The sequence below is a fragment of the Streptomyces sp. NBC_00726 genome (assembly GCF_045161735.1).
In the GTDB taxonomy this organism is placed as follows: Bacteria; Actinomycetota; Actinomycetes; order Streptomycetales; family Streptomycetaceae; genus Streptomyces.
The window spans coordinates 3,788,346-3,808,873 of the sequence record NZ_CP108983.1 but is presented as its reverse complement, the minus strand read 5'-3'; the positions used below and the strand labels follow the sequence as shown (position 1 = coordinate 3,808,873).

The following is a 20,528-nucleotide window of genomic DNA, read 5'->3' as shown; positions in this document are numbered from 1 at the left end:
TTTGCCAACACGCTCTCAGGCGGAGTCGTCGTCCCACTCCGCGGTGAACTCGGCCAGCTCGTCCTGGTCCAGGGTGACCAGCGGCTCCTCGGGGGCGGCGGGCTGCCGGGCCTCGGAGCCGAGCCGTTTGGCCAGCGCGGCCAGACCGGCCACGGTGCGCCCGGCGAACACATCGCGCGGGGCGATCTCGTAACCGGCCTTGCGCGCCCGGGTGACGAGCTGGATGGAGGTGATGGAGTCGCCGCCCAGGTCGAAGAAGCTGCTGTCCGCGCCCGCCCGGTCCACCTGGAGCACTTCCCGGAACAGCGCGCAGAACAGCTCCTCGGCCTCGCCGCGCGGGGCGCGCCCGGTCGCGGCGGCGGCGAAGTCCGGGGCGGGCAGGGCGTTCCGGTCGAGCTTGCCGCTCGGGGTGACCGGCCAGGCGGCCAGCTCGACCACGGCGGCCGGGACCATGTAGTCCGGCAGCACCGCGCCGACCCGCTCCCGCAGGGCGGCCGGGCTGACCTGCTGGCCCGGTGCGGCGACGACGTATCCGACGAGGCGCCGGATGCCGGGGGCGTCCTCGCGGGCGACGACCACGGACCGGGCCACGGAGGCGTCGGCGGTGAGCGCGGCCTCGACCTCGCCGGGCTCGATGCGGAAGCCGCGCACCTTGACCTGCTCGTCGCTGCGGCCCAGGTATTCCAGCTGCCCGTCGGCGGTCCACCGGGCGAGGTCGCCGGTGCGGTACATCCGGGTGCCGGGCGCGCCGTACGGGTCGGCGACGAAGCGCTGCGCGGTGAGCGCGGTCCGGCCGAGGTAGCCGCGGGCCAGCCCGGCGCCGGCGATGTGCAGTTCGCCGGGCACCCCGGGCGGGACCGGGCGCAGCGTCTCGTCCAGCACGTAGACGCGGCTGCCGGCGACCGGGCGGCCCATGGGCGGGGCGGTGCGCCCGGCCAGGGGGGCGCTCATGGTGGCCATGACGGTGGACTCGGTCGGCCCGTACGCGTTGACCATGCGGCGCCCGGCGGACCAGCGGGCCACCAGGTCGGGTGCGCACGCCTCGCCGCCGACGACGAGCGTGACGCCCTCGGGCAGCCCGTCCTCGGGGACCACGGCCAGCGAGGACGGCGGCAGCAGCAGGCAGCTCACCCCGTACCGGGCGACGGTGTCCACGAGCGGCTGCCCGGGCAGGAGTTCGGCGGCCGGTACGACGACGGCGCAGGACCCGGTGAGCAGCGCGGTGCACAGCTCCCACACGGAGGCGTCGAAGCTGGGCGAGGCGTAGAGCAGGACCCTGCCCAGGGGCTTCGCGTCGAGCCCGTCCGCCTGGGCGGCCATCATCGAGGCGAGCCCGGCGTGGGTGACGAGGACGCCCTTCGGGGTGCCGGTGGAGCCCGAGGTGTAGATGACGTACGCGGCGGACGCCGGGCGCAGCGGGCCCGTCCGGTCGGCGTCGGTCAGCTCGGCGTCCGAGGTGTCTTCGGGGACCGTCAGCTCGTCCACGTACAGCCGGGCGGGTCCGCCCTCCTCGGCGGGCAGGCCCTCGGCGGCCTCGCGGGTGGTGAGGACGAGGTGCGGGGCGGCGTCGCGGAGCATGAAGGCGACCCGGTCCGCCGGGTAGGTGACGTCGAGCGGCAGGTAGGCGGCGCCCGCCTTGAGCGCGGCGACGATCGAGACCACGGAGTCCGTCGAGCGCGGCATGGCGACGACGACCAGGCGTTCCGGTCCGGCGCCGTGGGCGGCGAGGACGCGGGCCAGGCGGTTGGCGCGGGCGTCGAGTCCGGCGTACGAGAGGGTGCCGCCGGGTCCGGTGACGGCGGGTGCGTCGGGGCGGGCGGCGACCTGCCGGGCGAACAGCTCGGGGAAGGTGGCCGGGGTCGCGGTCCGGGCGTCGGCTCCCCGGTTGGGCTCGGCGACCAGGCGGTCGAGCTCGGGTGCGGAGAGCAGCCCGATGCGGCCCGTCGGCAGGTCCGGGGTGGTGGCGAGGGCGTCCAGGACCCGGCCGACCACGGCGAGCAGCCGGTCCGCCTCGTCGGGTGTGAACAGGTCGCCCCGGTAGTTCAGTTCGAGGCTCAGGCGCTCGCCGGGCACCACGACCAGGCTGAGCGGGTAGTGGGTGGCGCCGGGTGCGGCGGTGTCGTCCACGGAGATCCGGAGCCCGGGGACCTGCTCCTGGACGGCGGCGCGGTCGACCGGGGTGTTCTCGAACCCGAGGACGGTGTCGAAGAGTTCGCCGTGTCCGGCGCCCTGCTGCACGGCCGCCAGGGAGACGTGGTGCGCCTCGCCGAGGGCGGCCTGCTCGTCCTGGAGCCGGGCGAGGACGCCGGAGAGGGTCTGGCCGGGCTCCCAGCGCACCCGGACCGCGATGGTGTTCATCAGCATGCCGACGATGGACTCGGCGCCGGGCAGCCGCGGGTCGCGTCCGGCGACGGTGGCGCCGAAGACGACGTCGCGCCGGCCGGTGAGGCGGCCGAGGGCGACCGCCCAGGCGTACTGGAGGACGGTGTTGAGGGTGAGCCCGTGGGCGCGGGCGGCGGCGGTGAGCGCCCGGGTCTCGTCGGCGCCGAGGCGGTGCGCGACGAGGTCCGGGACGACGGCGGCGGCCGCGTCGGCGCCGGGGGCGACCAGGGTCGGCCCGTCGAGCCCGGCCAGCGCGTCCCGCCACAGCCGCTCGCCCGTACCGTCCAGGGAGGCGAGCCGGCCGAGGTGATGGCGGTACGGGGTGACGGCCGGCAGCGACGCGGTGGCGCCGCCGTTCGCGTACAGCTCGAAGAGGTCGCGGAACATCAGGGGCAGCGACCAGCCGTCGAGCAGGATGTGATGGTGCGTCAGCAGGAAGAGGTGGCGGTCCTCGGCGAGCTTGACCAGGGTGACCCGGACCAGCGGCGGTTCGGCCAGGTCGAAGCGGCGAACCCGGTCCTCGGCGAGCAGCGCCGCGACCCGGTCGCGCCGGGTCTCCTCGTCGAGCCCGGTGAGGTCGAGGTCCGTCCACGGCAGGGTGACGGCTGCGGGCACCACCTGGACGGCGGCCCCGCCGGCCGGGCGGACGAACGCGGCGCGCAGATTGCCGTGCCGGGCGAGCAGCGCCTCGCAGGCGGTCCGCAGCACGCCCGGGGCCACCTCGCCGGCGAGGTGCAGGGGCCGCTGGGTGTTGTAGACGTCGACGCCGTCCTCGGCGAGCAGGGCGTGGAAGTGCATGCCCTGCTGAAGCGGGGTCAGCGGCAGGACGTCCAGGTGCCCGGGGAAGTCCCGGTCCAGCTCCGCCCGTTCGTCGGCGCCGAGGGTGACGAGCGGCCCTTCCGGCGGTACGAAGGCGGGCTCGGCGTCGGCGGTCTCGGTGGCGGCGGTGGCCAGCGCGGCGACGGTGCGGTGGGTGAAGACGTCCCTGGGGGTGAGCACGAGGCCCGCCTTGCGCAGCCGGGAGACCAGCTGGAGGGAGAGGATCGAGTCGCCGCCCAGGTCGAAGAAGCTGTCGTCGGCGCCGACGCCTTCGACGTGCAGCACCTCGGCGAACAGCTCGCACAGCAGCCGTTCCCGGTCGTCCTTCGGCGCCCGGCCGCCGGCCGCGCCCGCGAACTCCGGGGCGGGCAGGGCGCGGCGGTCCAGCTTGCCGTTGATCGTCAGCGGCAGCTCGGGCAGCGTGACGACGGCCGCGGGCACCATGTGCGCGGGCAGCACCCCGGCGAGCCGGCCGGGCAGCCCGGCGAGGTCGGCGGTTGCGTCGGCGGAGGCGTCGGCGGCTGTGTCGGCGGGCACCACGTAGGCGACGAGGCGCTTGACGCCCGGGCGGTCCTCGCGGGCCACGACGGCCGCCCGTGCCACGGCCGGGTCGGCGGCGCAGACCGCCTCGATCTCGCCGGGCTCGACGCGGAAGCCGCGGATCTTGACCTGGTCGTCGGCGCGCCCGGCGAACACCATCGTGCCGTCGGGCAGCCACCGGCCGAGGTCGCCGGTGCGGTACATCCGGGTGCCGGGCGCGCCGAAGGGGTCGGCGACGAAGCGTTCGGCGGAGAGCCCGGGGCGGCCGAGGTAACCGCGGGCCAGCCCGGCCCCGGCGATGTACAGCTCGCCGTCCGTACCGGCGGGCACCGGGCGCAGCCGGCCGTCCAGGAGGTAGACGCGGGTGTTGTGCGCGGGGCGGCCGATGGCGGGGCGGTCGCTGTCGCCGGTGCGGCAGAGCATCGCGTCGACGGTGCACTCGGCGGGGCCGTACAGGTTGTAGCCGTTCAGGCCCTCGGTGGCGCGCAGTTCGTCCCACAGGTCGTCGCCGACGGCCTCGCCGCCGAGCGCGAGCGTGGTCGGGCGGTGTCCCCCGGCCGCGTGGCCGAGGAGCCCGGCCGCGAGGAGGGTGCGGGCGAAGCTGGGCGTGGTGTCGAGGACGTCGATGCGGTGCTCGGTGACGTACGCGGTCAGCGCGTGCGGGTCCTTGCGGGTCTCGTCGTCCACCAGGTGCAGTTCATGGCCGCCGGTCATCCACAGGAGCTGGCTCCAGGACGCGTCGAAGACCAGCGCGTTGGTGAGCGCGACCCGCATCCGCCGGCCGCCCGCCGCCTCGGACTCCGGCGCGAAGAACCGGTCCCGGTGGCTGTGGAACATGTTCACCAGGGCGCGGTGCTCGACCGCGACGGCCTTGGGCGTGCCGGTGGAGCCCGAGGTCGAGATGGTGTACGCGAGGTGCGCGGGCAGCAGCGGGGCGGTGCGGTCGGCGTCCGTGAGGTCGGTGTCCATGAGGCCGGTGTCCGAGGGCGCCCCGGCGTCGGGCTGCGCCCCGGTGCCCCCGTCGAGCCGGTCCGCGAGGGCGTCGAGCGAGAGCCGGTCCGGGCCGCCGTCCGGGAGTCCGGCCGCGACGGCGTCCGTGGTCACCAGGAGGACCGGCGCGGTGTCGGCGAGCAGCGCGGTGATCCGGGCGGCCGGGTACTCCGGGTCGATCGGCAGGTAGCCGGCGCCGGCCTTGAGCACGGCGAGGATCGCCATCACGGTGTCGGCGGTACGGGGCAGCGCGAGCGCGACGAGGGTGTCGGGGCCGGCGCCCCGGGCGGCGAGGAGCCGGGCGAGCCGGTTGGCACGGGCGTTGAGGGCGTCGAAGGTGAGTGCCTGCCCGCCGCCGACGAGGGCGGTCGCGTCGGGGGTCGCCCGCACCTGCGCCTCGAACACGTCGGGGAGCGTGGCGGCGGGGACCTCGCGGGCGGTGTCGTTCCAGGTGTGCAGGGTGCGGTGGCGCTCCTCGTCGGTGAGGAGGGCGACGCGGCCGGCCGGGGTGTCCGGGTCGGTGACGAAGCCGTCGAGGAGCAGCCGGAGCCGGCCGAGCAGGGCGGTCGCCGCCTCGGTGTCGAAGAGGTCCTGGCGGTGGTTGAGTTCGAGGCGCAGTTCCTCGCCCGGGTAGACGGCGAGGCTGAGCGGGTAGTGGGTGCCCTCGTGGGCCTCGTGGCCGGTGGCCTCCACGATGGCGATGGCCATGCCGGGGATCGCCTTGGACGCGGCCAGCGGGTCGATCGGGAAGCTTTCGAACGCGACGGTGGTGTCGAAGAGTTCGGTGTGCCCGGTGGTCCGGTGGATGTCGGCGAGGCCCAGGTAGTGGTAGCCGCCGAGCCGGGCCTGCTGGTCCTGGAGCCGGGCCAGCATCGCGGACAGCGGCTCGTCCGGGTCGATGCGCAGCCGGGCCGGCACGGTGTTGATGAGCAGGCCGACCATGTGGTCGACGCCCGGGATCTGCGGCGGCCGGCCCGCCACGGTGGCGCCGAACACGACGTCGTCGCGCCCGGTGAGCGAGGAGATGAGCAGCGCCCAGGCACCCTGGACCACGGTGTTGAGGGTCAGCCCGCGCTGCCGCCCGGCCGTGCCGAGCGCGGCGGTCAGCCCGGCCGGCAGGTCCGCGATGACGCGCTGCTGGCGGCCCGGGGTGCCCGCGGTGGCGGCCGGGGCGACCAGCGTCGGTTCATCGAGCCCGTCCAGCGCATCGGCCCAGGCGCGTTCGGCCTCGGCCCGGTCCTGGGCGTCGAGCCAGCCCAGGTAGTCGCCGAACGGGACGACCGCCTCCAGGCCGGGCAGGCCGGCGTCGCCCCGGGCCCGCCGGTAGAGGCGGAAGACGTCGCGCAGCACGATGGGCAGGGACCAGCCGTCGACCAGGATGTGGTGGTTGGTGATGACCAGGACGTGGCGTTCGGCACCGAGACGGACGAGGGTGAAGCGGACGAGCGGGGGCCGGGCCAGGTCGAAGCGGCGTTCCCGGTCGGCGGCGAGGAGCCGGGTGAGCCGGGCCCGCTGCTCGGACTCGCCGAAGCCGCTGAGGTCGCTCTCCTCCCAGGGCGTCTCGACGGCACGGGCCACGGCCTGGACGGCCTGCCCCGAGCGGCGTTGCAGAAAGCCCGCACGCAGACCGGAGTGGCGTTCCAGGAGCTGCCCGCAGGCGCGCTTCATGGCCTGCGTGTCCAGGGCCCCGGCCAGCTCCAGGGGCGTCTGCATGTTGTAGAAGTCGACGCCCTCGGAGTCGTAGAGAGCGTGGAAGAGCATGCCCTCCTGCAAGGGGGACAGCGGCAGGACCGCTTCCAGCGAGGTCTGCTTCACTTCGAGTTCTCCCATTGGGCTTCGAGCTCTTCGAGCTCGTCCAGGTCGAGCGGGACGAGGGGCTGCTGGGCGGGGGTCCAGGCGTCCTCGCCCGCCGCGACGTCCTTGGTGTGGGGGGCGAGCGCGGCGACGGTCTTGTGCGTGAACACATCGCGCGGGGTGAGGTCGAGCCCTTCGGTGCGGGCGCGGCCGGCCAGCCGGATCGACAGGATCGAGTCGCCGCCGAGGCCGAAGAAGTCGTCGTCGATCGAGACCCGTTCCAGGCCGAGCAGTTCGGCGTACAGGCCGCAGAGCAGCGTCTCGCGGGCGTCGCGCGGTTCCCGTCCGGCGGGGGCGGCCGAGGATTCCGGTGCGGGCAGGGCCTTGCGGTCCAGCTTTCCGTTCGGGGTCAGCGGCAGGGCGGCGACCTCCATCAGGACGGACGGCACCATGTAGCCGGGCAGCGAGGCGGCGAGGTGTTCCCGCAGCGCGTCGGCGTCGAGAGGGCCCGCGGCCGGGACGGCGTACGCGACGATGCGCGGGGCGCCCGCCCGGTCCTCCCGGACGATGACGGCGGCGCGGGAGACCGAGGGGTCGGCGGTGAGCACGGTCTCGATCTCGCCGAGCTCGATGCGGTGGCCGCGGATCTTCGTCTGGTGGTCGGCGCGGCCCAGGTATTCCAGCTCCCCGTCCGCCCGGCGGCGGCCGAGGTCGCCGGTGCGGTACATCCGGGTGCCGGGCGCGCCGTACGGGTCGGCGACGAAGCGCTCGGCGGTGAGCCCGGGCCGGCCCGCGTAGCCGAGGGTCACACCGGGTCCCGCGATGCAGATCTCGCCGCTCACCCCCGGGGGCACCGGCCGCAGCCGGGCGTCGAGCACGTACACCCGCAGGTTGGCGGCGGGGCGGCCGACCGGCACGGCGGCGGGTTCGGCGCCGGCGACCGCCAGGTGGCTCGTGGAGTAGACGGACACCTCGGTCGGCCCGTACAGGTTGTGCAGGGCGGCCCCACTCACAGCGCGGAACCGTTCGACCAGGCCGGCGGTCATGGCCTCGCCGCCGCAGAACACCCGCCGCAGCCCGTCGCAGCGGTCCGCGCCCGGTTCCTGGACGAAGACCTCCAGGGTGGACGGGACGAACTGGGCGACGGTGACCTTCTCCCGGCGGATGAGATCGGGCAGATAGCCGGGCCGGGTGTGGCCGTCCGGCTCGGCGATCACGACGGCGGCGCCGGTGATCAGCGGCCAGAAGATCTCCCACACCGAGGGGTCGAAGCTCATCGAGGTGCGCTGGAGGACCCGGTCGCCGGGGCCGAGCGGGAAGGCGTCCTGCATCCAGTGCAGGTAGTTGGCGACCCCGGCGTGCGCCACCACGATCCCCTTGGGGCGGCCGGTGGAGCCGGAGGTGTGGATGACGTAGGCCGGGTGCGGCGGCAGCGGGCGGTCCGGGGCCGGGCCGCCGGCGGCCGGGGCGCCCGAGGTCAGCGCCGCGTAGTTCGCCGGGTCGATGACCAGGACCGGGTCGGCGTCGCTGAGCATGTTGCGGACGCGCTCCGCCGGGTAGTCCGGGTCGATCGGCAGATAGGCGGCCCCGGCGCGGTGCACGGCGTGCAGGGCGACGATCAGCTCCACCGAGCGCGGCAGGCTCACCCCGACGACCCGGCCGGGCCCGGCCCCCTTGGCGACGAGTGCGGCGGCGAGGCGGCCGGCCCGTGCGTCCAGTCCGGCGTACGTGACGGTCTCGGCGCCGCGGACGACGGCGACCGCGTCCGGGGTGCGGGCGGCCTGGGCCGCGAACAGCTCCGGCAGGGTGGCGTCCGGGAAGGCGCGGACCGGGCCCCGGCCCGCCGCGAGCGCCCCGGCCGTCTCCTCGGCGGTGAGCAGCGGGATCGCGGCGACCGGCCGGTCCGGGTCGGCGGCGAACGCGGCGAGGGCGAGCCGGAGCCGGGTGAGGACGGCGTCCGCCTCAGCCGCGCCGTACAGGTCGGCCCGGTAGGTGAGTTCCAGCCGCATCCGGTCGCCGGGGGCGGCGATCAGGCTGAGCGGGTAGTGGGTGGCGCCGGTGGCATCGGACTCCTCGACGCTGATCCGCAGCCCCGGGACGGCCCGGCCGATGGACGCGCGGTCCACCGGGGCGTTCTCGAAGACCGTGCTGGTGTCGAAGAGTTCGGGCATCCCGGTCAGCCGCTGGAGCGCGGGCAGCCCGAGGTGGTGGTGCCCGGTCAGCGCGGCCTGCTCCGACTGCACGGTGGCGAGGAGCGCGGCGAACGGCTGCGCGGGGTCGACGCGGACCCGGACCGGAACGGTGTTCATCAGCATCCCGACCATCTCCTCGACGCCCGGCAGCAGCGGCGGCCGGCCGGAGACGGTGGTGCCGAACACGACGTCGTCGCGGCCGGTCAGCAGCGCGAGGAGCAGCGCCCAGGCGCCCTGGACGACGGTGCTGGTGGTGAGGCCCCGGGTGCGGGCGGCCGCGCCCACCGCCCGGGTCAGCTCCTCGTCCAGCTCGGTGACGGCGAGCGCCGGGGTGCCGGTGGCGGCCTGGGCGCCGGGGGCGACGAGCGTCGGCTCGTCCAGGCCGGCGAGGGCGGTGCGCCAGGCGTCCTCGGAGGCCGTACGGTTCTGGGCGGCGAGCCATGCGAGGTGGTCGGAGACCGGGACGGCGGGCGGCAGCGCGGCCCCGGTGCCGCCGTCCGCGTACAGCAGGAACAGGTCCCGCAGGACGAGCGGCAACGACCAGCCGTCGTACAGGATGTGATGGTTCGTGATGACGAGCAGATGCTCGTCCGGGGCGGTGCGCACGAGGCCGAAGCGGATCAGCGGCGGCGCGTCCATCGGGAAGCGGCGGGCCTTGTCCGAGGCGAGCAGCCCGCTCAGCGCGGCGGCCCGGTCCGGCTCGGCCAGGTCCGCGAGGTCGTGGAACGCCCAGTCCGGTTCGAGGCCGCCGCAGATCACCTGGACGGGCACCCCGGATTCGGCGCGGTCGAAGCCGGCGCGCAGCGCGGGGTGCCGGTCGAGCACACTCCGGCAGGCGCGGCGCAGCGCCTCGGTGTCGAGCGGCCCGGCGAGCCCGAAGACCTTCTGCACGTTGTACGGGTCGGGGCCGGCGTCCGCGTCGCCGTCGCGGAGGGCGGCGCCGGAGTAGAAGGCGTGGAAGAGCATGCCCTCCTGAAGCGGGGCGAGCGGGAGCAGGGCTTCCGCGTTCCGCCCGGCCCAGCGGGCGCGCAGGGCGGCGGCCTCCTCGGGGCCGACCGGTTCGCCGACCGGTTCGCCGGCCGGTTCGGGGACCGGCGGGGTGCCGGCCGGCCGGCCGCCGGGGGCGTCGGTGCCCGCCGCGTGGGCGGCCATGGCGGCGACCGTGCGGTGTGTGAAGACGTCCTGCGGGGTGAGGCCGATCCCGGCGCGGGCGGCGCGGGTGACGAACTGGACGGCCACGATCGAGTCGCCGCCCAGGTCGAAGAAGTTGTCGTCGATGCCCACCGCGGTGGCGCCGAGGAGTTCGCCGATCAGCGCGCACAGCAGGCGTTCGCGGTCGTCGCGCGGGGCACGGCTCTCGGCGGCACCGGTGAACTCCGGTGCGGGCAGGGCGTTGCGGTCCAGTTTGCCGCTCGGGGTGAGCGGCAGCGCGTCGAGCACCACGACGGCGGCGGGCACCATGTATTCGGGCAGCCCGGCGGCGGCCCGTTCGCGCAGCGCGGCGGGCTCGGGCACCGCGCCGGGGCGGGGCACCGCGTAGGCGACGAGACGGCGCACGCCGGGGGCGTCCTCGCGGACGACGACCGTGGCGTGCCCGACGGCCGGGTCGGCGGCTAGGACGGCCTCGATCTCACCGGGCTCGATGCGGAAGCCGCGCACCTTGACCTGGTCGTCGCCGCGCCCCAGGTATTCCAGCTCGCCGTCCGGGGTCCAGCGGGCGAGGTCGCCGGAGCGGTACATGCGGGCGCCGGGCTCGCCGTACGGGTCGGCGACGAACCGCCCGGCGGACAGGCCGGGGCGGCTGAGGTAGCCGCGCGCCAGGCCGGAGCCCGCGATGTAGACCTCGCCGGCCACGCCCGCCGGGACGGGGCGCAGCGCCTCGTCCAGGACGCGTACCCGGGTGCGGTGCACGGGGCGGCCCATCCGGGGCACGGTGCGCCCGGCGAGCGGGTCGCTCATGGTGGTGATGACGGTGGACTCGGTGGGCCCGTAGGCGTTGACCATGCGGCGCCCGGGCGACCAGCGCTCGACGAGGTCGGGCGGGCACGCCTCGGCGCCGACGACCAGGGTGACGCCGGGCGGGATCGAGCCCTCGGCCATCACGGACAGCGCGGAGGGGGCGAGCAGCAGGCAGCTGACGCCGGTCTCGGCGATCAGGCCGGCCAGGGCGGGGCCGGGCTGGAGCCGTTCGGCGGGGGCGACGACCGCGCAGCCGCCGGTGAGGAGCGCGGTGCACAGCTCCCAGACGGAGGCGTCGAAGCTGGGCGAGGCGAACATCAGGACGCGTTCGCCGGGCCGCAGCGCGAGCCGGTCGGCCTGGGCGGCGGCGAGGGCGGCGATCCCGGTGTGCGGGACCAGGACGCCCTTGGGGCGCCCGGTGGACCCGGAGGTGTAGATGACGTACGCGGTGTGGCCGGGGCGCAGCGGCGCGGTGCGGTCCGCGTCGGTGAGGTCGCTGTCGTCGGCGTGCGGCGCCAAGGACGCCTCGTCCAGGACGAGTTCGTCCAGGAAGAGGTCGCCGACGAACAGCTCGTCCAGGAACAGCTGCTCGGGGAGTTCCGCGAGGCCGTCGAGCCGGGCGGCGGCCGCGCGGGTGGTGAGCACGAGGGCGGGGCGGGCGTCGTCCAGCATGTACGCGATGCGCTCGGCCGGGTACGACACGTCGACCGGCAGATGCGCGGCGCCCGCCTTCAGGACGGCGAGGACGGCGACGACGGCGTCCGGGGAGCGGTCCATGGCGACGGCGACCCGGGTGTCGGGTCCGGCGCCCTTGCGGGCGAGGAGGCGGGCCAGCCGGTTGGCGCGGGCGTTGAGCCGTTCGTACGAGAGCGTGGTCCCGCCGGCCCGTACGGCGTCGGCCCGCGGGGTGGCCCGGACCTGCCGCTCGAACAGCTCGGGGAAGGTGGCCCCGGCGTCCGGCCGGCCGGTGTCGTTCCACGTCACGAGGACCTGTTCGTGCTCGGCGGGGCCGAGGAGCGGGACGCGGCCGATCGGGAGGTCGGCGGGGGCGGTGGCCAGCGCGGTGAGGTAGCGCAGGAAGCGGTTCTGGTGGGCGGCGAGTTCGTCGTCGGTGTAGCGGTCGGCGGGGGCCTCGAAGTCGATGGCGGCGCCCTGCCCGGTGCCCTGGGGGCGGACGCTGATGTTGAGGTCGGGGACCGGGCCGCCCTGGAGGGTGCGGGCGTAGGTGGGGTGGCCGTCGAAGAGCAGGTCGCCGCTGGTGGGGATGATGTTGACCTGTACCCCGAAGAGGTGGCCGCCGCTGCCGACGAGCTTCAGGTCGCGCCGCAGGTCGTCGTACGGGTAGTTCTGGTGCTCCAGGAGTTCGGCGAGCCGGGACGCGACCTGGCGGAGCAGCTGGGCGCGGGTGGCGGCGGGGTCGACGGTGAGCCGCAGCGGGAGCTGGTTGGCCATCATCCCGGGGTTGTTGCGGGCGATGTCGGTGCGCCGGGCGGCGACCGGGACGCCGATGGTGAGGTCGCGCTGCCCGGTCATGCCGTGCAGATACGCGGCGACCGCGGCGAGCACCGGGACCGTCCAGGTGGTCCGGGCCTCGCGGCCGGCGGTGCGGAGCGCGGCCAGCGCGGATTCGGGCAGCTCGGCGGTGCGGGTGGGCAGCACCTCGCCGGCCCGGCCCGGCACCGTGCGGTCGGACAGGGTGGCGGTCTCCGGCTGCACCGCGAACCGGTCGAGCCAGTAGGCCCGGTCGCGCGCGAAGCGGTCGGACGCGCGGTAGGCGGCCTCCTCGGCGACCAGCTCGGCGAGGGTGTTCAGCGGGGCGCCCGCGGGCTCCTCACCGGCCGCCTCGGCGGCGTACAGCTCGGCGACCCGGCGGGTGAAGAGGACGCTGCCGAAGCCGTCGATCAGGATGTGGTGGCAGCGCTTGTACCAGATGAAGTGCGCGTCCCCGAGCTTCAGCAGCACCTCGTTGAACAGCGGGTCGCGGACGAGGTCGAGGGCGGTGTGCCGGTCCTCGGCCATCCAGCGCAGCGCCTCGGTGTGCGGGTCGGGCCGGCCGGTGAGGTCGATCTCCCGCAGCAGTGCGCCGGCCTGTGCGACGGCCGTCTGGTACGGGCCCTGCGGGCCCTCGCCGAAGGCCACGTCGAAGGTGCCGCTCTCCACCTCGGCCCGGCGGACCGCGCGCCGGAGGATGCCGGCGTCCACCGGGCCCCGGATCTCCAGGTAGTCGGCCAGGTTGAACATCGAGGTGGGCGAGGCGAGCCGGTGGGCGAACCAGACCCCGCGCTGGGCGGCGGTCAGCGGAAACGGGGTGCCTTCGGTGACGAGCGGAGTCATCGGACGACGACCACCTTCCCGGCGCGTTCCAGCGCGCCTCGGTCTGGTGCCCTGGGCCGGATCGCGGGGTGTTCGGCGCGGTCCGCAGGGCGGGACGTCCGGCGGTCGTGGGGCGCCGGGGTGACGGCGGGCGCGGCCGCCCCGGGGCGTGCGGGGCGGCGACGGCAGGGTGTCGACAGGCCGGCGCCGTGGCATCAAGGCTCGCCGAACGCACGTGCGGTCACCAGGAAAGCGACCGGCAACCGGTGCCGCCGGCTGCCGGTCGGCGGCCGGGGCGAGTTACCGGATTCTTGCCTGGAAGGGGCCCGCCGCCGCTCGGCATGATGCGCAGCAATGCCCGCAGAGGCTGAGAGGACCACTGCTTTGACCCGTCCCGAGAGCTATCCCGACCGAGCCCTGCTGGAGTGGCTGACCGACGCGCCGGCCGACCGCGGGCTGTACTTCGCCGGACCCCGTGACAGCTGGGACTTCCACTCCTACCGGTCGCTGGCCCGGCTGACCCTCAGCACGGCCGCCGCGCTGCGCGCGCACGGGGTGCGGCGCAACGACGTGGTGGTCGTGGTGCAGCGCTCCAGCCCCGGTTTCGCGGCCAGCCTGTTCGGCGCGCTCGCGGCCGGGGCGACGCCGTCCTCGATCGCGCCGCCGTTCGCGTTCCAGCGCAGCGAGGACTACCAGCGCCACGCCGACCACCTCTTCCGCACGGCGGCCCCGGCCCTCACCATCTGCGACGAGGACTCCTTCGAGGCGGTCAGCAAGACGTGCGCGGGGCTCGGCATCCGTCAGCCGGTGCTCTTCGACGAGCTGGTACGCGACGTGGCGCCGGCGCCCGCCCCGTACGCCCTGCCGGACCATGCGCTGCTCCAGTTCACCTCCGGGTCCAGCGGCTTCTCGCGCGGGGTGCGGGTCGCGTCCGACGCGCTGCGCGCCAACATCACCGCGATGCGGCGCAGGCTGCGGTGGCGGCCCGAGGACGCCGGCATCAGCTGGATGCCCGTGCACCACGACTTCGGCCTGACCGGCTGCCTGATCAACATGGTGGTCACCGGGTGCGACGGCTGGCTGATGCAGCCGGAGCACTTCCTGCGCGACCCGGTCCGCTATCTGCGCTGCATGAGCGAGCACCGGATCGGCCTGACCGCGATGCCCAACTTCGGCCTGGCGTACATCCTGCGCCGGGTCCGCCCGGCCGCCCTGGCGGGCATGGACTTCAGCGCCCTGCGATCGGTCAGCCTGGGCGCCGAGCGCATCGACCCGGACGCCCTGGAGGCTATCGAGGCGCTGCTCGGCCCGTACGGCTTCCGGCGCGGCGTCTTCACCCCGGCGTACGGCGGTGCGGAGGCCACCCTCGGGGTGACCGGGCTGGCCCCGGACGAGGGCTGGACGGCCTCGGCGCCGGACGGCGGGGACGGGCGGCCCGGCACGGCCCGGATCGTGGGCTGCGGGCGCCCGATGGAGGGCGTCACGGTGTCCGTGCTGGACGAGGACGACCGGCCCGTGCCGGACGGCACCGTGGGCGAGATCGTCGTCGGCGGGACCTCGGTGCGCGGCAACAGCTATGTGGGCGAGGCGGGTTCGGCGTCCGGGACCAGCCTCGCGTCGGGCGTGCTGCGCTCGGGCGACGCCGGGTTCCTGCGTGACGGGCAGCTGTTCGTGCTCGGCCGGCTCGGTGACGGCATCAAGATGAACGGCAAGATGGTCTTCGCGGAGAGCCTGGAGGGCCGGCTGCACGAGCTGGGCGTCACCGAGCGCCGGACGGCCGTGCTGCTGGGCTTCCGCGACGGGGTCGCGACGGCCGCCGTGGTCATGGAGGGCGCCAGGCCGGAGTGGGACGAGATCGCCCGGGAGGTCGTCACCGAGTCGCTGCCCGACGCGGAACTGCTGCTCGTCCACGTCCGCCGCAGCGGCCTGGCGGTCACGTCGAGCGGCAAGCCGCGCCGGCGGCTGATGTGGAAGCAGCTGTGCGACGGGACGCTCGCGCCCTGACTCGTACGCACGTGAAAGGGGGGCCGGTCGGTGACCGGCCCCCTCGCTGTTTTCAAGAGTACGAGCGGAACGCCAGCACCACGTTGTGGCCGCCGAAGCCCGCCGCGTCGGACAGGGCCGCGAGGTCGCCGGCCGGCAGGGCGCGGGGCACGGTGCGCACCACGTCCAGCGCGATGGCGTCGTCCACGTCGGCCAGATTCGCGACGGGCGGGACCGTGCGGTCGCGCAGCGACAGCACCGCGGCGAGCGCGCCCAGCGCCCCGGAGCCGCCGATCAGGTGCCCGGCGGCCGACTTGACGGCCGAGACGGCGTAACCGGACTCCCCCAGCACGTGGTTGAGCGCCCGGCTCTCCGCGATGTCGCCCTGCGGGGTCGACGTGGCGTGCGCGCTGACGTGCGCCACGTCGGCCGGGGTCAGCCCGGCGTCCGCGAGCGCCTTGCGCAGGGCGCTCGCCAGGCCGAGCCCGTCCGGTTCGGGCCGCACCATGTGGTGGGCGTCCGCGCTCACCCCGGCCCCCGCCAGCTCGCAGTAGACCCGGGCGCCCCGGGCCCGGGCGTGCGCGGCGGACTCCAGGACGAGGACGGCGGCGCCCTCGCCGAGGACGAACCCGTCGCGCTGCTTGTCGTAGGGGCGGGAGGCGCCCGCCGGGTCGTCGTTGCGCCGGGACACCGCGTGCATCGCGGCAAAGGCGGTGAGCGTCAGCGGGCCGATGACGGCCTCGCCGCCGCCGACCGCGACCACGTCGGCGCGGCCCAGCCGGATCATGTCCAGGCCCGCCGCGACCGCCTCCGCCCCGGCCGCGCAGGCCCCCGCCGGGGAGTGCGCGGCGGCCCGGGCGTTGAGCGCGAGGCTGACCGCCCCGGCCGCGCCGTTCACCATGACCATGGGCACGGTGTACGGGGAGATGGCGCGTTCCCGTCCGGTGCGCAGCTGTTCCTGGGCGCGCAGGAGGGCGCCGACGCCCCCGATGCCGCTGCCGATGACGACGCCGACGCGTTCGGCGGGCGGCTGCCCGTGCTCACCGGCCGGGCCGCGGAAGCCGGCGTCCCGCCACGCCTCCTCGGCGGCGACCAGTGCGAACCGGGCGGCCCGGTCGAGCCGGCGGGCCCGGGTCCGGTCCAGGGCGGTGTCGGGTTCGACGGCGGCCCGGGCCGCGATGCGGACGGGCAGTGCTTCGGCCCAGGGCTCGGTGAGGGCGCGGGCGGCGGACCGGGCCGCGACGATGCCCGCCCAGGTGGTGGGGGCGTCGCCGCCCAGCGGGGTGGTGGCGCCGAGGCCGGTGACGACGACCTCGGGCAGGCGCGTACGGGCGACGGACATCGCCGGCCTTCTCCTTCCGCTTCGGGGTACGTCGTACGGGCGGCCTAGGCGGCGGTGCGCAGGGCTTCGGGCCGGGCCAGGTTCTCGGCGAGGAACAGCTCGCGCAGCTTGGGGGTGAGCAGGCCGAGCTGCCGCAGTACGTGGATCACCTGCTGGAACAGCAGCTGCCGGTAGCCGAACATCATCGGGTCGGTACGGGCGAAGGCCAGGCCCCGTTCGACGTCGAGGCCCATGTTCTCCCAGACCTCGCGCAGCAGGAACCGGCGGGACATCAGGTGCACCGCCTCAAGGAGGAACGCCTCGCGCTCGTCGCGCTCCCGGGTCGTCATGTCGTTGTAGAGGCCGGTGAGGGAGACCACGCCGAAGCCGATGTGCCGGGCCTCGTCCTTGGCGATCATCCGGGTGATCGAGGTGATCAGCGGGTCGCCGAAGCCGCTGCTGGCGAGCCGGGTCGCGGCCAGCGCGAGCCCTTCCACGATGACCTGCATGCCGAGGTAGACGACGTCCCAGCGGGACTCGGCGAGCAGGTCGCGCAGCAGGGACTTGAGGCCGGGGTTGATCGGGTAGGAGACGCCGATCTTCTCGTCGATGTACCGGGCGAACGCCTCGACGTGCCGGGCCTCGTCGGCGACCTGGGAGGCCGCGTACACCTTCGCCTCCAGGTCGGGGACGGTCTCCACCAGCCGGGCCGTGGTGACGAGGGCGCCCTGTTCGCCGTGCAGGAACTGGCTGACCATCCACGCCTGGTACTCCCAGCGGAAGCTGTTGAGCAGTTCGCGGGGCACGGGGCTGTTCTCGGAGACGACGAACGAGGCGAGGCCGGCGCTCTGGTCGTCGGAGAGCGGGGCGCCGAAGCGGACGTCGTAGCTCCAGTCGATGTAGGTGTCGGCGTCCCACTGGTTCTGCTTGTTGCGCTGGTACAGCTTCCAGATGCGGCTGTCGCGCCCGTCGTAGTCCCAGGTGAGGCAGGCCCGGATGGAGGCGTCGACCTCCATCAGGTCCTCGCGGGCCCGGTCGAGGGTGAAGAGCGTGGAGTCGGCCGAGCCGTCCTCGCCGCGCGGAGGGGCCGAGCCCTCAACGGAAACGTCGGTCATTCGGGATCGCGATCCTTTCATCCACCGTGGCCCGTCGGCCCCGGCCCACACCCTCGCCCGCCCGGGGGCGCCCGGCCAGGAAGGCCCTGGGCAATTTGCGGGCATCAACAGCTGCCGGTCGGTTGCCTGGTGACCCGCGCGCCCGCGCGCCGAGCATGGGCACACCCGCCCCCGTGACCCGGCGGGCACACCTCCCACACCCTCATGGAGCTGTTCCGATGACGCTGGAGCATGCCCGGCCGACCCTCGATGCCGTCGCCTCCCTGGAACGGCTCCTCGGCGACCCGGCCGACGGCGAAGGGCCCTTCTCGTTCGCCGGGATCGTCGCGGCCGAGGAGCGCGACGAACTGCCGGCCGGCGCGAAGAAGCTGCTGCTGGAATGGGGGTTCGCCGGCTTCCTGGTGCCCGAGGGCGACGGCGGCCGGCTGCGGAACCTGGAGTCGGCCCTCCTGCTGACCCGCACCCTGGCCCGGCGCAACCTCACCTTCTCCGTGCTGTTCGGCTCGACGCTGCTGGGCGCCGCGCCCGTGTGGCTGTGGGGCACCGACGAGCAGCGGGCCCCGGTCGCCGAGGGGCTGGCCGCCGGGGCCATGGCCTGCTTCGGCATCTCGGAGCGCGACCACGGCAGCGACCTCGCGGCGAGCGGCACGACCGCCGTGTCGGACGGCGACCACATCGTCCTCAACGGTGAGAAGTGGCCGGTCGGCAACGCGACCAGGTCGCGGTTCGTCAGCGTCCTCGCCCAGCACGACGGGCGCGGGCTCTCGCTGTTCCTGGTGGACAAGGAGCGGCTGGCGGACGGGGCCTGGACGAACACCCCGTTCGTGAAGGGCGCCGGGCTGCGCGGCCACGACCTGAGCGGGATCACGTTCCACGACGCGCGCGTCCCCCGCTCGGCGCTGGTCGGCCGGCCGTACCGGGGGCTCGCCTCGGTGCTGAAGACCCTCCAGATCACCCGGACCGCCATCGGCGCGATGTCGCTGGGCACCATGGACTCGGCGCTGCGGATCGGGATGCGTTACGCGAACGAGCGGGTGCTGTACGGGTCCCCGGTCAAGGAGATCCCCGTGGTGCGGGAGCATCTGGTGGGTGCCCATCTGGACCTCCTGATCGCCGAGTGCGTGGCGCTGCCCGTGGCGCGGGCCCTGTCGGTGGTGCCGTCGCGGATGAGCCTGTGGTCCTCGGTCGTGAAGTACCTGGTCCCGGTGATGGGCGAAGAGGTGCTGGACCATGTGGGCAAGGTGCTCGGGGCGCGCGGCTATCTGCGCGAGGGCGTCGCCTCGGGGGTCTTGCAGAAGCTGCGCCGCGACCACGCCATCACGACGGTCTTCGAGGGCACGACGCACGTCAATCTGCACAGCATCGCGACGCAGCTGCCGACGGTCGCCGCCGTCGCGGACCGGCCCGCCGAGGGCGGCCGCGAGGTGCTGCGCGCCCTGTTCGGCTGGTCGCGCGAGGCTCCGGTGTGGTCCCCGTCCGGCGACACCCTGCAACTCACCAGCGCCGCCCAGGACGAGATCACCCGGGGCTGGACCGAGGCCGTCCAGGAGGCGTCCGCCGTCGCGAAGGAGCGCCTGGACGAGGAGTCGGCCGCCGAACTCGCCCTCGTACTGGCGGAGCTGACGTCCCACCGGGCGGCCCTGTACGCGGAGGTCACCGGGGCGGACCGGTCGCCGGACTCGGTGGCGGCGTCCCGCGCGGCGGCCCGGCACTGCGTGCTGCACGCGGCGGCGTCCTGCCTGTACGTATGGCTGTACGGGGGTGCGCGGGAGCGGAGCGCGGTGCGCGGCGACGCCTGGCTGATTCTGGCTCTTCAGCGCCTCGTACAGCGTCTTGAGCCCGGCCGGCTGCCGGCCGAACGGCACCGGGACGGGTTTGTGAGATGTATGGAGAGCGCGTTGGCGAAAGGTGAAGACTTCTCGCTTCTCCCTACCGTCTCTTGACCCTCTTTTGACTGGCACTAGGCCAACCGTGCCGCCAAAAGGATGGGACATATACGCATACACGCACCTACAGCCAACCCTTCACCGGAGCTACACTCCTGCGGGTCGAGGGGCCAATGGACAGCGGCCCCACAAGGGGTGCGCGCCTTTTGCGTTACCCCTCGGTATGCGTTGTGGGGGACAACAATGCTGAGCAGACTGGGCTTCGAATCCCATGAAGAGGACGTGTACCGGCTCATCCTCGAAAACCACGGGCTGCGGCCGAGCGATGTGCGGCAGCGGCTGAATCTGACCGAGGAGCAGGTACGGCGGGCCGTCGACCAGCTGATCGACCGCAAGCTCCTGGCCGTCCCGTTCCAGGACGAGCTGCGGCCCGTGGACCCGAATCTGAGCCTGTACTCCTTGTTGAGCGACCAGCTCTCCGAACTGCACGACCGGCAGAAGGAGTACGAGCGCACCAGAGCGGACATCCGGGCGATGCTGGCGGAGTTCGGCCATCTGTACCCGTCGCGTTCGCAGCCGGACGCGGAGCGCCTGATCGGCATGGACTCCGTACAGGAGCGCATGCAGGATCTGGCGGACGCGGCCCGGCAGGAGTGCATGACGTTCAATCCGGGCGGCGGCCAGTCGGCCGCCAGCCTGGCCGCGAGCAAGCCGCTGGACAGCGACGTCATCGCGCGCGGGGTGCGGATGCGCACGGTCTATCTGGACAGTGTGCGCAACGATCCGACGACCGTGGAGTACGCGGGCTGGCTGACCGGCCTGGGCGGCCAGGTCCGGACCGTGCCGGTGCTGCCGATACGGATGGCGGTCATCGACCGCGCGGTGGCGATCCTGCCGATGGACCCGGATCACACCCGCAAGGGCGCCGTCCAGATCAACTCGCCCGGGGTGGTGAAGGCGCTGACCGAGCTCTTCGAGCGGGTATGGGCGGACGCGGTCCCGCTCGGCGACGGGCACGACCGCTGCGAGGAGCTGGACGAACACGGACTCGCCCGGCGCGAACAGGAGTTGCTGCGGCTGCTCGCCCAGGGGCTCACCGACGCGGCCGCGAGCAAGAGCCTCGGCGTCTCGCTGCGTACGGTGCGCAGGATGACGGCCGATCTGAGTGAACGCCTCAACGCCCGGAGCCGGTTCGAGGCCGGTCTCCGGGCGGGGCAGCGCGGCTGGCTCTGAA

Annotated in this window: 7 protein-coding genes; 3 read left to right on the top strand and 4 right to left on the bottom strand. The window is 74.7% G+C overall.

All coding sequences use genetic code 11. The features are described 5' to 3' along the window. Positions 1-15: 15 nt before the first annotated feature. Entirely contained in the window at positions 16-6,561 is a 6,546-nt protein-coding gene (locus tag OG338_RS17035) for an amino acid adenylation domain-containing protein (protein ID WP_405938142.1), read from the bottom strand. Then, complete coding sequence (locus tag OG338_RS17030; RefSeq protein ID WP_405938141.1) at positions 6,543-13,010, bottom strand: amino acid adenylation domain-containing protein; 6,468 nt, start codon at positions 13,008-13,010, stop codon at positions 6,543-6,545. The genes OG338_RS17035 and OG338_RS17030 overlap by 19 nt, the downstream gene beginning before the upstream one ends. Positions 13,011-13,373: 363 nt before the next feature. On the opposite strand from OG338_RS17030, the gene OG338_RS17025 reads away from it, so the two are divergent. After that, positions 13,374-14,993, top strand: coding sequence for an AMP-binding protein (locus tag OG338_RS17025; RefSeq protein WP_405938140.1), 1,620 nt, complete (start codon positions 13,374-13,376; stop codon positions 14,991-14,993). A gap of 52 nt (positions 14,994-15,045) precedes the next feature. Here the strand turns inward: OG338_RS17025 and OG338_RS17020 are convergent, their stop codons facing one another. Both OG338_RS17020 and OG338_RS17015 read right to left on the bottom strand, forming a co-directional pair. Continuing rightward, on the bottom strand, positions 15,046-16,314 hold the full coding sequence (locus OG338_RS17020; RefSeq protein WP_405938139.1) for a beta-ketoacyl-[acyl-carrier-protein] synthase family protein: 1,269 nt from the start codon (positions 16,312-16,314) through the stop codon (positions 15,046-15,048). Positions 16,315-16,358: 44 nt separating this feature from the next. After that, positions 16,359-17,408 carry a ferritin-like domain-containing protein gene (locus OG338_RS17015; RefSeq protein ID WP_405938138.1) on the bottom strand — a complete coding sequence of 350 codons (1,050 nt, stop codon included), beginning with the start codon at positions 17,406-17,408 and terminating at the stop codon, positions 16,359-16,361. A 218-nt stretch (positions 17,409-17,626) separates the two neighbouring features. Between OG338_RS17015 and OG338_RS17010 the strand changes: the two genes are divergently transcribed. Next, entirely contained in the window at positions 17,627-19,351 is a 1,725-nt protein-coding gene (locus tag OG338_RS17010) for an acyl-CoA dehydrogenase family protein (RefSeq protein ID WP_405938137.1), read from the top strand. 186 nt (positions 19,352-19,537) lie between these two features. Continuing rightward, entirely contained in the window at positions 19,538-20,527 is a 990-nt protein-coding gene (locus OG338_RS17005) for a LuxR C-terminal-related transcriptional regulator (RefSeq protein WP_405938136.1), read from the top strand. The last annotated feature ends 1 nt before the right edge of the window (position 20,528 follow it).

Coding starts and splice junctions, on each gene's coding strand:
- OG338_RS17035 (WP_405938142.1), bottom strand. CDS start 6,561: ATGGGAGAACTCGAAGTGAAGCAGACCTCGCTGGAAGCGGTCCTGCCG.
- OG338_RS17030 (WP_405938141.1), bottom strand. CDS start 13,010: ATGACTCCGCTCGTCACCGAAGGCACCCCGTTTCCGCTGACCGCCGCC.
- OG338_RS17020 (WP_405938139.1), bottom strand. CDS start 16,314: ATGTCCGTCGCCCGTACGCGCCTGCCCGAGGTCGTCGTCACCGGCCTC.
- OG338_RS17015 (WP_405938138.1), bottom strand. CDS start 17,408: ATGACCGACGTTTCCGTTGAGGGCTCGGCCCCTCCGCGCGGCGAGGAC.
- OG338_RS17010 (WP_405938137.1), top strand. CDS start 17,627: ATGACGCTGGAGCATGCCCGGCCGACCCTCGATGCCGTCGCCTCCCTG.
- OG338_RS17005 (WP_405938136.1), top strand. CDS start 19,538: ATGCTGAGCAGACTGGGCTTCGAATCCCATGAAGAGGACGTGTACCGG.